Origin of the sequence: uncultured Slackia sp. (assembly GCF_944321625.1) — a bacterium.
Lineage (GTDB): Bacteria > Actinomycetota > Coriobacteriia > Coriobacteriales > Eggerthellaceae > Slackia.
The window spans coordinates 1-14,995 of the sequence record NZ_CALUMA010000032.1; the positions used below are offsets into that span (position 1 = coordinate 1).

At 60.4% G+C, this 14,995-nt stretch carries 12 protein-coding genes, 3 tRNA genes and 1 pseudogene; 2 read left to right on the forward strand and 14 right to left on the reverse strand.

The window, feature by feature from the left end; translation table 11 throughout:
• Both Q0J60_RS03095 and sstT read left to right on the forward strand, forming a co-directional pair.
• A partial coding sequence (locus tag Q0J60_RS03095) for a dicarboxylate/amino acid:cation symporter (RefSeq protein WP_294438770.1) occupies positions 1-893 on the forward strand: 893 nt, incomplete at its 5' end.
• Positions 894-1,051: 158 nt separating this feature from the next.
• Positions 1,052-2,302 carry a serine/threonine transporter SstT gene (gene sstT / locus Q0J60_RS03100; RefSeq protein ID WP_294438772.1) on the forward strand — a complete coding sequence of 417 codons (1,251 nt, stop codon included), beginning with the start codon at positions 1,052-1,054 and terminating at the stop codon, positions 2,300-2,302.
• Positions 2,303-2,980: 678 nt separating this feature from the next.
• Here sstT and Q0J60_RS03105 read toward each other — a convergent pair.
• The 14 genes and pseudogenes from Q0J60_RS03105 to Q0J60_RS03170 all read right to left on the reverse strand — a co-directional run.
• On the reverse strand, positions 2,981-3,532 hold the full coding sequence (locus Q0J60_RS03105) for a hypothetical protein (RefSeq protein WP_294438773.1): 552 nt from the start codon (positions 3,530-3,532) through the stop codon (positions 2,981-2,983).
• Between the two features lie 357 nt (positions 3,533-3,889).
• Positions 3,890-3,978: transfer RNA gene (locus Q0J60_RS03110), tRNA-Leu, on the reverse strand.
• A 92-nt stretch (positions 3,979-4,070) separates the two neighbouring features.
• Positions 4,071-4,328, reverse strand: a complete 258-nt coding sequence (gene secG / locus Q0J60_RS03115) for a preprotein translocase subunit SecG (protein ID WP_123208572.1) — start codon at positions 4,326-4,328, stop codon at positions 4,071-4,073.
• A gap of 82 nt (positions 4,329-4,410) precedes the next feature.
• A tRNA-Gly gene (locus Q0J60_RS03120) sits at positions 4,411-4,486 on the reverse strand.
• Between the two features lie 6 nt (positions 4,487-4,492).
• Positions 4,493-4,567: transfer RNA gene (locus Q0J60_RS03125), tRNA-Val, on the reverse strand.
• A 174-nt stretch (positions 4,568-4,741) separates the two neighbouring features.
• The gene (locus tag Q0J60_RS03130; protein WP_294438774.1) at positions 4,742-6,031 is read right to left on the reverse strand and encodes a shikimate kinase; all 1,290 of its coding nucleotides are present in this window, start codon (positions 6,029-6,031) and stop codon (positions 4,742-4,744) included.
• A 75-nt stretch (positions 6,032-6,106) separates the two neighbouring features.
• Positions 6,107-7,348 carry a bifunctional chorismate mutase/prephenate dehydratase gene (locus Q0J60_RS03135; RefSeq protein ID WP_294438775.1) on the reverse strand — a complete coding sequence of 414 codons (1,242 nt, stop codon included), beginning with the start codon at positions 7,346-7,348 and terminating at the stop codon, positions 6,107-6,109.
• On the reverse strand, positions 7,348-8,436 hold the full coding sequence (gene aroC / locus Q0J60_RS03140) for a chorismate synthase (RefSeq protein ID WP_294438776.1): 1,089 nt from the start codon (positions 8,434-8,436) through the stop codon (positions 7,348-7,350). Before aroC ends, Q0J60_RS03135 begins: the two co-directional genes overlap by 1 nt.
• Positions 8,437-9,327: a prephenate dehydrogenase/arogenate dehydrogenase family protein gene (locus Q0J60_RS03145; protein ID WP_294438777.1), complete on the reverse strand. Its 891-nt coding sequence runs from the start codon at positions 9,325-9,327 to the stop codon at positions 8,437-8,439.
• Between the two features lie 78 nt (positions 9,328-9,405).
• Entirely contained in the window at positions 9,406-10,983 is a 1,578-nt protein-coding gene (gene gpmI, locus Q0J60_RS03150) for a 2,3-bisphosphoglycerate-independent phosphoglycerate mutase (RefSeq protein WP_294438778.1), read from the reverse strand.
• A gap of 16 nt (positions 10,984-10,999) precedes the next feature.
• A complete protein-coding gene (gene tpiA, locus Q0J60_RS03155; RefSeq protein ID WP_294438780.1) occupies positions 11,000-11,776 on the reverse strand; it encodes a triose-phosphate isomerase in 777 nt (258 codons plus the stop codon).
• A 171-nt stretch (positions 11,777-11,947) separates the two neighbouring features.
• Positions 11,948-13,132, reverse strand: coding sequence for a phosphoglycerate kinase (pgk, locus tag Q0J60_RS03160; protein WP_294438782.1), 1,185 nt, complete (start codon positions 13,130-13,132; stop codon positions 11,948-11,950).
• Positions 13,133-13,187: 55 nt separating this feature from the next.
• Complete coding sequence (gap, locus tag Q0J60_RS03165; RefSeq protein ID WP_294438783.1) at positions 13,188-14,189, reverse strand: type I glyceraldehyde-3-phosphate dehydrogenase; 1,002 nt, start codon at positions 14,187-14,189, stop codon at positions 13,188-13,190.
• 161 nt (positions 14,190-14,350) lie between these two features.
• Positions 14,351-14,995, reverse strand: a pseudogene (locus tag Q0J60_RS03170) (signal recognition particle protein); the annotation flags it as partial.

A 14,995-nucleotide genomic window follows, 5' to 3' on the forward strand; every position in this document is an offset into this window, starting at 1 on the left:
ACACGCTGCTGGGCATCATCCCGTCCAACCCGCTTGGCGCACTCGCCGAGGGCGACATGCTGGCGGTCATCTTCTTCGCGCTGTTCGTGGGCATCATCATTGCCATCATGGGCCGCAAGGCCGAGACCGTGCACGGCTTCTTCGAGCAGTTCAACGACATCATGATGAACATGACCACCGCCGTCATGTATGTGGCTCCGTTCGGCGTGTTCTGCCTGCTGTCCCGCACCTTCGCTGGCGTCGGCTTTGAGGCATTCATCCCCATGGTGAAGTACATGGCCGGCGTGCTCATCGCGCTCGCCCTGCACTGCCTGGTGGTGTACATGATTCTGCTCTCGGTGTTCGCACGCGTGAACCCCATCACGTTCTTGAAGAAGTTCGTGGGCGTCATGGTGTTCGCATTCTCCACCTCGAGCTCCAACGCCACCATCCCGCTGAACATCGAGACCATCGTCAACAAGATCGGCGTCGACCGCCGCATCGCCTCGTTCACCATCCCGCTGGGCGCCACCATCAACATGGACGGCACCGCCATCATGCAGGGCGTGGCCGTCGTGTTCACCGCCCAGCTCTTTGGCGTGCCCCTGGGTCCCATCGAGTACGCGACCGTCATCGCCACGGCGACGCTTGCCTCCATCGGCACCGCGGGCGTTCCTTCCGTCGGCCTCATCACGCTGTCGATGGTGTTCAACTCCGTTGGCCTGCCGCTCGAAGGCATCGCGCTCATCATGGGCATCGACCGCATCCTGGATATGACGCGTACCGCCGTCAACATCACCGGCGACGCCGTGTGCACCACCGTGGTGGCACGTCAGGAGAAGCGCTTGAACCTCGATGTGTTCAACGACCCCCATGCCGGCATCGAATCCGAAAAGATGACCGACGCCGCTTAAGCCCCCTTTCGACCGCTTACGCGTAAAAGAGGCCTGAAGAGGATTGACTCCCCGTCAGGCCTCTTTCTTGCGCGATACTTGTATTTCGAACAATATCGTCAGGCTTAATTGCCAGACGAGACCCTTACTCTTTCTCTTCATTAGAAAGGACGCATCCCATGAAAGAGCTTTGGAGAAAATGGGATAGCATCAGTCTGATCAAACGAATCCTGGTCTTTCTGGTGTTCGGTGCCGTGCTGGGCATCATCTTCCCCAACATGGACGGCACCTCGCCCATCGCCTGGATCGGCACGCTGGGTGACTTGTTCGTAAGCGCCCTGCGCTCCGTCGCGCCGGTTCTGGTGTTCTTCCTGGTTTTGAGCTCGCTCGCCAACGCCAAGGGCGACGGCTCCATGAAGACCATCATCATCCTGTACGTGGTCGCGACGTTCCTGGCTGCCGTGGTCGCCGTCATCGGAAGCTTCCTGTTCCCGATCGAAATCACGCTGGCTGACGCTGCCACCGAGCAAAGCTCCCCTGAGGGCATCGCCGAGGTCTTGAGCTCGCTTATTCTGAGCATCGTCGCCAATCCCGTCGATGCCCTGATGAATGCCAACTACCTGGGCATCCTCGCCTGGGCCGTGCTGCTGGGTATCGCGCTGCGCATGGCCAACGACACCACCAAGGGCGTGTTCGCGAGCATCTCCGACGCCGTGAACACCGTTGTGCGCTGGATCATCGGCCTTGCTCCGTTCGGCGTGTTCGGGCTGGTGTACACCGCCGTCTCCGAGAACGGCATCGAGATCTTCAACGAGTACGGGCAGCTGCTTGCGCTGCTCGTCGGTTGCATGGCTATCGTCGCCCTGGGCACCAACGCCATCATTTCGTACGCCTGCATCCGCAAGAACCCCTATCCGCTTATCTTCCGCACGCTGCGCGAATCGGGCCTCACGGCGTTCTTCACCCGCAGCTCCGCCGCGAACATCCCCGTGAACATGGAGCTGTGCCGCAAGCTGAAGCTTAATAAGGATACGTATTCTGTGTCTATCCCGCTGGGTGCGACCATCAACATGGGCGGCGCCGCCGTCACTATCACCGTGATGACCATGGCCGCCTGCAACACGCTGGGCATCACGGTGGACATCCCCACCGCTATTGTGCTGTCCGTTCTGGCCGCTGCTGGCGCCTGCGGTGCCTCGGGCGTGGCCGGCGGCTCGCTGCTGCTGATTCCGCTGGCATGCTCGCTCTTCGGCATCGGCAACGACATCGCCATGCAGATTGTGGGCGTCGGCTTCATCATCGGCGTCATCCAGGACTCCTGCGAGACGGCCATCAACTCCTCCACCGACGTCCTGTTCACCGCCTCCGCCGAATACCGCACCTGGCGCAAGCAGGGTAAGGCCGTCGATTTCGGTGAGTGGGAGAAGTAACTCACAATTGAGGCATCAGCCGCTCTTTTCGCCCCTTTTCGCCATATCAGTTTGGACATAATTCTTGCTTAAGCTTCATGAGACCCCGGTACCACCCATCACTGGACCGAACCGGGGTCTCTTTTCGTCTCCCCGCCTCTGCCGGAGCTTTGTACACAAGAATGAAGAAAAATCGCCACTTTTTTCGAGTTGCGAACTTCATGTCCATCGATGCACCGACTACGCAATATCGCTGAATCATAGAATCTGCATTCGACGCTCCGCACTCATTCACCCTGCATCATATTCCCAGTTCATATTTATACTGTATTGAGAATAAGACCAGCGTTGCATCAAAAGTGCATTGCAAAGGGACTTGAGGCCGCGCAAAAGCCCACTAATATCCTCAAGACCACATCCATTTACGTCAGCCGTGGATAAAAGAGTTCGCAACTCAAGAATAATGTCGTTTTCGACGGATTAACTTGTACGCAAAGTTCGCAACTCGATTTTCATGGCATCTGACGCGAGGCGCATCGCGACAAGACACGGGACGCGTTGCGCGCATGAACACGGCAGACGCAGACGCAGACGCAGACGCAGACGCAGACGCAGACGCAGACGCAGACGCAGACGCAGACGCAGACGCAGACGCAGACGAGGCTAAGTCATTTCCCGCAAGCGCGCAAACGCAGATGGTCAATCACGCTTCTTTTCCTTGGGATTCCTTTGAGCAGCAATAGCACGTGCGGTTGTCTCTTCGTCGTCTTTTCCCGCGATCATACAGTAAACAAGAAACAGCAATCGAAGTCCCAGCATAAGGAACAGGATGACGAATATCAGCCCCATACACCCCGTCACGAGGTTCATGACGATACTTGACGGATCAAGCATCCAGAACATAACGCTTTGGGACAGCCGCGCCAGCAGAAGAACGCACACGACCCCTACGATGACTCTAGCCGGAACCCATGATTTGCATATTGCGATAATTGTGCGAATAGCGCTGAGCATGAGCCATGTAACAACGAGAAAGGCCAGCGCAACGACACCGGCACACATGAGGGTGAATCCGACATCTACGGGCTTGTTTTCCATGGCGGCATTAGAGAACCCTATGGCAACACCAAACAGCGCCCCTAAGACCGTCAGAACTGCTATCACGATAAGATCGAGATGCCTTTTCCCGTGAATGAGGTCGCCCATATACTGTATCTCGTCCTTGGTGGGAGGACGGTTGAAATCCGCCATGAGAACACTCCCCTATCGCAGCTAACGCTAAACAGCTCCGAGAGCAATGATTGATTCCGCAACCCGGTACGGAATTCCTTCGGAACAAACGCGACAGCCGGTCCATCCTTTACACAAATTGATAGCTAACCCTCCTCGGCGCCGCCCTGGCTGGACCGATTGCTTTAGTCATCCGGGCCGTTATCGGCTGGGGCAATCGGCTGAATCATCGGTACCCCGTCGAGCAGCGAGCTGCCTATCGGCTACGCAACAGGACACAGAACTCCCGCTTGCAACTAAGTATAGAAACAATCGAGAAAGGCAACAGTAAAGTCTTTGCAAAGAAAAACGCTCCCCGAAGGGAGCGTTACCATTCGATGGTGTCGGAGGCGGGATTTGAACCCGCACACCCGGTATGTGGGCACTAGCACCTCAAGCTAGCGTGTCTGCCGTTCCACCACTCCGACGCGCAAGAAAGTATGATACCAAACTCACAAGAGATTGCAAGAGCCTTTTTGAGAAAATTTAGGCACCTGCAGGAGAGTCCAGAAGAAGGTGCTTAAGCACCAGCAATGGAGCCCTGAGGATAGATGATCATCAGCACCAGCAGCGAGATGATGAACACAATCGCGAAGATAATGGTGATGCGATCGAGGTTCTTCTCAATGATGTTGGTGCCCGTCTGCGTAGAGTACAGAGAGCTGGCGATCATGTCGGAAACGCCGGTGCCCTTGCCGGAGTGCAGAAGCACAAACACAATCAGTCCGATGCCGGAAATGGCCCAAACGATGAGAACGAAGATGAGCAACGGATTCACGTTACTAGCTCCTTACTTTACTGCAGCGCCATTGACGCTTTTCTCTGAAAAAGGCCGCTCAATCGAGCGGCCTTTAAAATTCTGGAGCGGACAACGGGGCTCGAACCCGCGACCCTCACCTTGGCAAGGTGATGCTCTACCAACTGAGCCATGTCCGCAAAAAATGGTGGGCGATACAAGATTTGAACTTGTGACCCCTACCGTGTCAAGGTAGTGCTCTCCCCCTGAGCTAACCGCCCACTTTTCGGGGCTGGTCAAACCAGCGAGTAAGTATATTAACCGCAACCCCCGTGTAATGCAAGCACTTTTTTAAACTTTTTTGAGATATGAGGCATGTCTCTCAAACTCAGGCCGATTGACCGCCGAAGGGCGCAAAACGGGGTCGCTCACGTAATCGGCATCGAGCCGTCAAATCAAATCGGCTCCATGTCGAAACACGTCAGCACGGTGTCGATCACGCGATCGGCAACCTGATCGGGCGTGAGCGTGTTGTCCACCGTCACATCTGCCCAGGCAAGGTAGCGCGGCGCACGTTCGCGCGCGAGACGCGGAACGCCCTTGGAGATGCTCATGGGGCGTCCGTCGCAGATAAGCTGCTCAAGCGGACGCCTCAGCATGACGATGATGCCGTTTTGGTGCAGCAGATCGTAGTTGCGCGGCTTGGTGACCACTCCCCCGCCGCAAGCGACGACGCGACCCGACTCCTTGCAGATGTCGGCCGTCACCTTGGTCTCTATGAGTCTGAATGCATCCTCGCCCTCTTCGGCAAAAATCTCAGGGATAGACTTGCCCGCCGCCTCCGGGATGAAGTTGTCGATATCCACGAACTCGCGGCCCAGCTTTTCCGCCACCAGCGCGCCGATGGTACTTTTGCCGCCGCTGGGCATTGCCACGAGCACGATGTTCGCCGCCTCGAACGCAATACGACGCTGAGCGGCTTCCATCTGCTGCATGGAGATGCGCCTGCCCGTGAACAGCTCGACGCTCGCCTTGGCCTGCGCGACAAACATAGGAAGGCCGCCCGCCACGGGAATGCCGAGCTTCTCTGCCTGCAGGGACAGACCCGAGCGTGCGGGGTTGTATACCGTGTCGATAAAGACGAAGAGGCCGTCGCCGTACCCCTCGCGCAGCTCGCCTGTGCGCGCGAATGGCTCCAGGTCGATGGGCGAATCGGGGCAGTTGGGATACACGCCCGTCGACGTCGCGTTCACCACGTACTCGGCGTCGTAATGCTCCTCGATTCCCTCAAAGGGAGTGTCGCCGTCCTCGCCGATGGTGACCACCTCGGCGGCGCCGCGGTCGTTGATCACCGCATGCGCGGCCTTCGCCACGCTTCCCGAACCCAGAATTACAACCTTGCGACCCATCACATCAATGCCGTAGGTGTTGAGCAAGTGCGAGAACCCAAAGTAATCGGTGTTGTGTCCGCAGATGGAGCCGTCCTCAAGCTTGACGAGCGCGTTGATGGACCCCACCTTGCGTACGGCATCGGTGATCGTGTCGCACAGCGGCAAGATGGCGTCCTGATACGCCTTGTTCACGTTGAGGCCGTCCCATTCGCCCTCGCGCACGAACTGTGCCGCCTGCTCGCGGTCCATCTCCATCAGCTTATAGTCGTATCCGCCGAGCAGCTCGTGGATGCGCGGCGAAAAGCTGTAACTCAGATTCTCGCCGATAAGACCGTATATTCCTTGCTGGGTCATGCTCGTCTCGCTCTCTATCAAGCATGCGACCTCTTCCCGCCCCGCCGCACCGACGAAGCGCGCCGCATGCCTTGCCTAACAGGAAATCTCTTCGTAGCTGCCAAGATAGCGGCATACATCACACAGCGTGGGAATCTGCCGCGCCATCGCGTTGAACGCTTCGTCCCCCGGCACGCATTGCACATCGACGTAAAACATGAACTCGAACTCGCGACCGGGAATAGGACGGCTTTGAAGCTTGGTCATGTTGATGCCCAGCGTGGCCAGACGCGCCAGCACACGATGGAGCGCGCCGGCGATGTGCGGCGTCACGATGAGGAACGAACTGGTCGTCGGGTTGCCGTAGAGCGCGGGCTTGCGCGCCACGCACACGAAGCGCGTGTAGTTGTCGCCCTCGTCCTGGATGTCGCGCGCCAAAACCTCCAGGCCGTAAATGCGCGCGCACGCCTCGGAAGAGATGGCGGCCACATCTCGCCGCGGACTGTTCGCCACGGCCTGCGCCGCCATGGCCGTATTGGCCCGCACGCTCGCCACGGCGTCGCCCGGCAAACCGGCGATGAAGCCCTCGCACTGACGAAGCGCCTGCTCGTGCGAGAACACCTCCGCCACGTCTTCGATGGTCACGCCGGGCTTCGCCAGCAGGTCGTGCTCGATGCGCATGGTGGCGGCGCGCACGATGGAAAGGCCGCGGGACTGCATCAGCGCATACACACGGTCGACAGCGCCCGCTGTGGAGTTCTCGAGCGGAAGCACGCCGAACTCGACCTCGCCCGTCTCCACCGCGTCGCATACGTCTTCCCAGGTAGAGCAGAACGATACATTCGGGCCGTCGAACAGCTCGGTCGCTACGATATGGGAGTACGCTCCCTGAACGCCCTGGACCGCTACGCGGGCGCTCTGCGGAAACGCCGCGCGCTCGATGGAACGCGTCTCGTGAGAAAGCTCGGTTTCGTGTGCGAGGATGCCATCCTGGTACGAGCGACTCATCTCCATGAGCAGGTCGAAGAGCGTGGGCATGTAGTCCTTGAATTCGGCATCGGCCATCTCCCGAGCGCGCGCCACCTTGGCGTCCTCACGCGTCTTGTCGAACACCTGCATGCCGGTAGCCTTCTTATAGGCCGCCACATCGCGCGAAATGCGCATGCGTCGCTGAAACAGGTCAATGATGCGCGCGTCTATCTCATCGATGCGGGCGCGCGACTCGGCGAGGTCAACGACAGGCGCACCCACGACACCTGAGCCTTGAGTGCCATTCGCGCCACAGGACGCATTAGTTTTACTTTCCACGGCATTGCCGCAGCGTTCTGCAGCTTCCATCAGACACTCCTCGATTGAAGCAGAAGATCGTACAAAGCGAGCGCGCAGGCAGCCTCGACAACGGGGACGGCGCGCACCACGACGCACGGATCGTGGCGGCCGTGGACGGAAAGCTCGGCATCGCAGCCACGCTCAAGATCGACGCTCTGCTGCGCAATAGAGATCGAGGGCGTGGGCTTGAACGCTGCGCGGAACACGATAGGAGCCCCTGTCGCGATGCCTCCCAGGATGCCGCCGGCGTTGTTGGACTGCGGTGCCACGCGGCCTTCCATCATGCGGTACGCATCGTTGTTCTGGCTACCGCGCAAATCGGCCGCGCCAAAGCCGGCGCCGAATTCCACGCCCTTCACAGCGGGAATGCCGAACACGATACGGGCGATAGCGCCCTCAATCCCGTCGAACATCGGCTCGCCCACGCCTGCGGGCATGCCCACCGCCGCGCACTCGATGACGCCGCCGACGCTGTCGCCCGCCTCGCGCGCCTGGGCTATGGCCGCAATCATGGATTCGCCTGCGGAATCGTCAATGACGGGAAACGTCTTGGCTCCGGGAGCGCGTACGTCGTCGGCGGTCGCATGCAGCGCATCGAGACGCGCGTCATCGACCCCGCCGATGCGCGCGATATGCGCGCCGATGGTCACGCCCTCCTGCTCGAGCAGCTGAAGCGCGATACCGCCTGCGATGCACAGCGGCGCAGTCAGACGACCGGAGAAATGACCGCCGCCAGCAACGTCCTGCGCTCCGCCATATTTCAACTGCGCCGTCAGGTCAGCATGCCCCGGACGCGGGACGCGGCGAAGTTCATCGTAGTCGCCGCTTTTCGTATTGGTGTTGCGAATGATGGCCGCCAGCGGGGCACCGCAGGTCACGCCATCGACGATACCGCCCAAGAATTCGGGCAGATCGGCCTCTTTGCGCGGCGTGGACCACGGCATGCCGCCAGGCGCGCGACGCCCCAAAAAGGTCCTCAAGCGGTCGAAATCTATCGTTTTACCAGCGGGAACGCCTTCCATCACCATGCCGATGCCGGAGGAATGGCTCTGGCCGAAGATGGATACGCGCACCGCTTTGCCAATGCTCGATGACATCTACATCAACCCCTGGATATCAGCGTAACGCCCGTCGGCCTTGAGCTTGGCCGCAGAGCCCTCCGCCAGAAGACGGCGCAAGCCCTCGCGGTCGCCCGACCCGATGGCCTCGCGATAGCGCTGCAGCTCGACAATCACGCGGTCGAGTTCCGTATCCAAATTGTCGGCATTGTCCAAAAAGAGCTCCGTCCACATATCCGGATTGAGCTCGGCCACGCGCGTAAGGTCTTTGTAGCTGCCGGCGGAAAAGCCTTTGTGCTTAAGCGCCGTAGGGCTCTTCGCAAACGCCGAGCTCACCACGTGCGCAAGCTGTGAGGTGTAGGCAATCAGACGGTCGTGCGTCTCGGGAGTGGTCACGGCATAAGAGCCGAAGCCTGCCGGGTCGAGCACCGCCTTGGCACGATCGATGAGCTCGGGCGAGAAGATGGCCGGAGGAACCAGCACCATGGGCTGACCAGCAAAAAGGTCGCTGCGCGCGTAGCGGAAGCCCGAATGGTGCGTGCCCGCCATAGGATGGCCGCCCATGAAGGCGAAGCCCGCACGCTCGGCCGCCTCGAACAGCGGCTCGCAGATGGGACGCTTCACGCCGCCGCAGTCGATGACGAGCACATCGGGGCCGAAGAGCTCGGCGTGTTCGGTTACCCAATCCACGGTGTCCTGCGGATAGAGGGCCACGACCACCGCGTCGCACTCCCCCACGTTCTCACGCGTGAGCGGCGCGGCCACCGTGCCCTCGCCGCATGCGGCAGCGAGCGTGCCCTTGTCTATGTCATGAGCGAGCACCTTCATGCCCGCATCGGCGTACGCCTTGGCGAACGAGCCGCCTATCAGGCCCAATCCCACCACGCCTACGCAGCGCGGCGGTCGAATTTGTTGTGCAGCGTCTTCCATCTGCGCTTCCTCCATCACTTTAGTCGTGCCGGCCATCATAGCACTAGCGCACACTAAAGCGCATCTTGAAACACAGTGTTAACGAAGCAGCGACTCCCCCGTCATCTCAACAGGCGTTTCAAGTCCCATGATGTCGAGCAACGTAGGGGCGATGTCGCACAACGCACCGATGCCCGCCTTGAGCGCCGCATCGCGCTCTTGCGCCTCGGGTTGTACCAGAACGAACGGCACACGTGCGGTGGTGTGCGCCGTATGGGGCGAACCGTCCTCGGCAAGCATTTTGTCGGCATTGCCGTGATCGGCCGTGATGAGCGCAAAGCCGCCCTTCTCGACCACGGCGTCAACCACCTTGCGCACGGCGGCATCCACCGCCTCCACCGCAGAAACCGCAGCCGGAATCACGCCGGTATGCCCCACCATGTCGCAGTTGGCGAAGTTCACGATATACACGTCGGCTTCGTCGTTGCGAATGGCGGCTGCCAGGGCATCGGCCACCTGAGGCGCGCTCATTTCGGGCTGCAGGTCGTAGGTTGCCACCTTGGGGCTAGGAATGAGCACACGCTTCTCTCCTGCCTTCTCGGCTTCGATACCGCCGTTCAAGAAGAACGTCACATGAGCATACTTCTCGGTCTCGGCGATGTGGTACTGGCGCAAACCTGCGGCAGAAAGCACATCGGCAAGCACGTTGCCGGGAAATTCCTTGGGGAACGCCACCGGCGCATCCAGCGTCTCGTCGTATTCGGTCAAGCACACGAACTGCACGTGTGGACGTTCACCGCGGTCGAACCCGTCGAAATCGCCATCCACAAAGGCATGGCTCAATTGACGGGCGCGATCCGGACGGAAGTTGAAGAAGACGACCGCATCGCCGTCCTGCACGCCACGCTCATCGAGCGCGACGGGTTCCACGAACTCATCGGTCACGCCCGCGTCATACGAAGATTGCATAACGGCTTCGGGGCGCTTGCCCACACAGGGCTGAGCATACACGATGGCATCCCACGCACGATTGACGCGATCCCATCGGTTGTCGCGATCCATCGCGTAGTAACGGCCGGAAATGCTGGCGATACGAGCGCACCCGGCCTCATACGTTTGAAGGAACGAGTCAAGCTCTTCGATATAGCCCTTGCCGCTCGACGGCGGCACGTCGCGGCCGTCCATGAAACAATGGACGCGCACGTTAGGAACTTTGCGCATCTCGGCGAAGCGCACCAAGGCATACAGATGCTCATTGCTGGAATGCACGCCGCCATCGGACACGAGGCCCATCAAATGCAGCGTTCCGCCCGATTCGAGAACGGCATCAATCGCAGCATTCAGAACGAGATTCTTGCAGATAGACGCCTCTTCGAACCATGTCTGCTTATTGTCAGCAAGATTCCAACGGCACGCCTTGTTAATGCGCGTAAGCTCCTGGTCGACTACGCGACCTGCGCCGATGTTGAGGTGTCCCACTTCGGAGTTGCCCATTTGGCCCGCAGGAAGACCCACGGCTTCACCCGACGCTTCAAGCGTTAGGCATGGATCGGTCGCGCCGATTTCGTCCAAATACGGCGTGTTAGCGAGCGAGATGGCGTTGCCCGGCCCCGGCTCGTCCAAGCCGAAGCCGTCCATAATCACCAGAAGAGCGGGAAGACGAAGGTCGTCACGCATTGTAGGCTTCCTTTCTTTAAGCCGTTTTAGCCGCAGCCTCTACGAGGGCAGCGAAATCCTCGGCTTTAAGCGCCGCGCCGCCAATGAGGCCGCCGTCCACGTCGGGGCATGCGAGGAAGCCGTCGGCGTTTTCGGGCTTCATGGAGCCGCCGTAGAGTACGCGCATGGCGTCCGCCGCGTCCTGCCCCACGAGCTCGGCAACCGTTGCACGAATGGCCGCGGCCATCTCCTGGGCCTGCTCGGGCGTAGCCGTGCGACCCGTGCCAATGGCCCAGATGGGCTCGTAGGCGATGGTCACGAACTCTGCCTCCTGCGCATCCAGGCCGGCGAGCGCCGCGCGCACCTGATCGCACACAAACTGCACCGCGCCGCCGCTATCGCGCATGGAAAGGCTCTCCCCCACGCACACGATAGCGTTCATCCGAGCATCCACCAGCGCGCGAACCTTGCGATTCACCTCGCCGTCGGTCTCGCCGAACATCTCGCGACGCTCGGAGTGCCCCACGATGCACCACGAGCAGCCCACGTCCTTGAGCATGGGGATGCTAATCTCGCCCGTGAAAGCGCCGGAGGGCTCCCAGTGCACGTTCTGTGCGCCCACGTCGATATTAGACTTGTCGAAATCCAGCACGGTGAACACCGAACGCAGGTCGATGGCGGGCGGGCACACCACCACATCCACCTTGTCCCAGCCGCGTGCATAGCGGTTGGAGATGCCCTGCGAAAGCACCACGCTCTCGGCCGGCGTCATGTTCATCTTCCAGTTGCCGGCGATAATCGGTCTACGGGTCATAGGGAAATCCTCTCTGCTGCACGCGCCTTACGGGATTGGCGGGGAGGGGCTCCATGCTCAAACAGTCCTGGCTCGCACGGACGTGCCGGAAACGGCACGTCCGGCTCGTGCGGAGCTGCGCGTGGAACCCCTCCCCGCCAATCCCGCACGTACACCTAAGACGAACAAAACCTACTTCAAAGCCTCGACTCCGGGGAGCGCCTTGCCTTCCACAAGCTCCATGGAGGCGCCGCCGCCGGTGGAGATGAACGTCATGCGGTCGGCCATATCGAACTTGTTCACAGCCGCCACGCTGTCGCCGCCGCCGATGATGGTGGCAGCCGCTTCGTTAGCGGCCACAGCCTCGCACACCGCGAGCGTACCGTGCTCGAACGCCTTCATCTCGAACACGCCCATGGGGCCGTTCCAGAACACCGTGGCGCCCTTGGCAATGGCATCGGCATAGAGCTTCTCGGTCTCAGGGCCGATGTCCAGGCCCATCATGTCGGCCGGAATGGCGTCGGCAGCGCAAGTGACGGTGTTGGCGTCCTCGGCGAACTTGTCGGCTGCCACCACGTCGACAGGAAGCAGCAGCTCGCAATCGGCAGCCTGAGCCTTGTCCATCATGGCACGGGCGCGCTCGACCCAGTCTTCTTCTTTAAGAGAGGTACCCACCTCGTAGCCCTTGGCAAGCAGGAAGGTGAAGCACATGCCGCCGCCGATGATGATGGTGTCAGCCTTGTCGATGAGCGCGTCGATCACGCCCACCTTGTCGGACACCTTGGAGCCGCCCAAAATAGCCACGAAGGGGCGCTTGGGGTCGGCGAGCATGCCGGAAAGCGTAGTCACCTCGCCCGCCAGCAGGTAGCCGGCATAGGCGGGAAGCAGATGCGCCACGCCCGTGGTGGATGCATGAGCGCGATGGGCGGTACCAAATGCGTCATTCACATACACGTCAGCAAGCGATGCCAGCTCCTCGCAGAACGCGGGATCGTTCTTCTTCTCGCGCGGGTCGAAGCGAAGATTCTCAAGAACCAGGATCTCGCCTTCCTGCAGTTTATCCGCCTTGGTGTGGGCATCATCGCCCGCAACGTCGGACGCAACAGAAACCGGCGCCTCGACCAGCTGCGCAAGACGCTCGGCCGCAGGCTTGATGGAAAACTCCTCCTCAAAGCCCTTGCCGGAGGGGCGACCGCGGTGGCTCATCAGGATGACCTTGGCGCCCTGCTCCAACAGATAGGTAATCGTGGGCAGTGCCGCACGGATGCGCGTGTCATCGGTGACGGCGCCTTCCTTCACGGGAACGTTGAAATCGACACGGACCAGGACGCGCTTGCCGCGAACGTCGGCCGCCTCGACGGACTTGATATCGGCCATTATGCCTCCTTAGAAAGAATGCGCCGGCCCGAAGCCGGCGCACCGTGGTAGATGCCTAGAGCAGAATCTTGACCAGATCCTTGACCCTGTTGGAATAGCCCCATTCGTTGTCGTACCAAGCAACCACCTTCACGAGGTCGTTGTTGTCGCCCATCACCTGGGTGAGCTGGGCGTCGAAGATGGACGAGTGGGAGTTGCCGATGACGTCGCAGGAGACGATCGGATCCTCGGTGTACTCAAGGATACCCTTGAGCGGACCCTCGGCCGCGGCCTTCATCGCGTTGTTAATCTCCTCCTTGGTGACCGGGCGGGAAAGCTGCACCGTGAGGTCGACCATCGATCCGTCAGGCACGGGCACGCGGGTGGCGAAGCCGTCCAGCTTGCCCTTGAGCTCGGGCAGCACCAGCGAAACGGCGCGGGCGGCGCCGGTGGTGGTGGGGATGATGGACAGAGCAGCCGCGCGGGCGCGACGCAGGTCCTTGTGAGGAAGGTCCAGAATCTTCTGGTCGTTGGTGTAGGCATGCACGGTGTTCATGTAGCCGCGCTCGATGCCGAAGTTCTCGAGCAGCACCTTGGCGAACGGAGCCAGGCAGTTGGTGGTGCACGACGCGTTGGAAATGATGTGGTGCTTATCCTTGTCGTAGTCGCCGTCGTTCACGCCCATGACCACGGTGATGTCCTCGCCCTTAGCGGGGCAGGTGATGACGACCTTCTTTGCGCCGGAATCGATGTGCTTCTGGGCAAGCTCGCCGGTCTTGAACACGCCGGTGGAATCGACCACGACGTCGACGCCCAGTTCGCCCCAGGCAAGACGCAGCGGATCGCGCTCGGAAAGGGCGCGCACCTTGTGGCCGTCGGCGATGAAGCCGTCCTCCACGACCTCGATCTTCTCGAAGGCGCGGCCATGGACGGAATCGTACTTCAGCAGATGCGCAACAGCGGGAATGTTGCCCAAGTCGTTGGCTGCGACTACCTCGATCTCGGGATCGTTCGCCATGGCGCGATAGACGAGACGTCCGATGCGACCGAAACCGTTGATGCCAACCCTGATTGCCATTTCCAAACCCCTTTCTAGGATTTACATGCTGCTCCGATTATACGGCGGCGTTGGTGTCGCGCAAGGAAAAGCAACGCGAACGAACCGAATACCCCGTCAAACCAACCGCTGAACTTCTTAGCGGCCATAGGCCCAAGGACGAACAAGCGGAAAGCGTTTCGCTACTCTCCTAGCATGTCCTGGAGCTTCTTGAGGTCGCTCATCTTCATGCCGCCCATGCCGGGAATACCCAAACGTGGCCTGCGACCCTTGCCTTTGCCCTTGCCCTTCTTGCCCTTTTTGCCGCGGCCGCCTTCCATGGCCTCCATGGCGGGCATCATCTTGCGCATCATCTTCTTGGTCTCGTTGTACTGCTTCATGACCTGGTTGACATCCTGCACGGTCACGCCGGCGCCACGCGCGATGCGGACGCGACGGCTGCCATTGAGGATATCGGGATGCTCGCGCTCCTGCTTGGTCATAGAGAAGATGATGGTTTCCATGCGGTCGAGCGCGCTTTCATCCACCTGGCCCGAGGCCATGGCTTTATCGCCGCCGGGCAAAGCGCTGATGAGCTTGGATACGCCGCCCATCTTTTTGACCTGTTTTTTCATTTCCAGGAAATCGTTGAGGTTGAGCTGGGCGCGCTGCATGCGCTCGGCGGTCTCGGCCTCAATCTCGTCGGCGCGAATCTTGGATGCAGTCTCGATGAAGCTGATGACGTCACCCATGCCCAGAATGCGCTTGGCCATGCGGTCGGGATGGAACTCTTCCAGACTATCGGGCTTCTCGCCGGCGCTGATGAACTTGATAGGTTTGCCCGTGAC

What these genes read in the sequence shown, in the direction of transcription:
- sstT (WP_294438772.1), top strand. Translation starts at nt 1,052, where the DNA reads ATGAAAGAGCTTTGGAGAAAATGGGATAGCATCAGTCTGATCAAACGA.
- Q0J60_RS03105 (WP_294438773.1), bottom strand. Translation starts at nt 3,532, where the DNA reads ATGGCGGATTTCAACCGTCCTCCCACCAAGGACGAGATACAGTATATG.
- Q0J60_RS03130 (WP_294438774.1), bottom strand. Translation starts at nt 6,031, where the DNA reads ATGACCCAGCAAGGAATATACGGTCTTATCGGCGAGAATCTGAGTTAC.
- Q0J60_RS03135 (WP_294438775.1), bottom strand. Translation starts at nt 7,348, where the DNA reads ATGGAAGCTGCAGAACGCTGCGGCAATGCCGTGGAAAGTAAAACTAAT.
- aroC (WP_294438776.1), bottom strand. Translation starts at nt 8,436, where the DNA reads ATGTCATCGAGCATTGGCAAAGCGGTGCGCGTATCCATCTTCGGCCAG.
- Q0J60_RS03145 (WP_294438777.1), bottom strand. Translation starts at nt 9,327, where the DNA reads ATGGAAGACGCTGCACAACAAATTCGACCGCCGCGCTGCGTAGGCGTG.
- gpmI (WP_294438778.1), bottom strand. Translation starts at nt 10,983, where the DNA reads ATGCGTGACGACCTTCGTCTTCCCGCTCTTCTGGTGATTATGGACGGC.
- tpiA (WP_294438780.1), bottom strand. Translation starts at nt 11,776, where the DNA reads ATGACCCGTAGACCGATTATCGCCGGCAACTGGAAGATGAACATGACG.
- pgk (WP_294438782.1), bottom strand. Translation starts at nt 13,132, where the DNA reads ATGGCCGATATCAAGTCCGTCGAGGCGGCCGACGTTCGCGGCAAGCGC.
- gap (WP_294438783.1), bottom strand. Translation starts at nt 14,189, where the DNA reads ATGGCAATCAGGGTTGGCATCAACGGTTTCGGTCGCATCGGACGTCTC.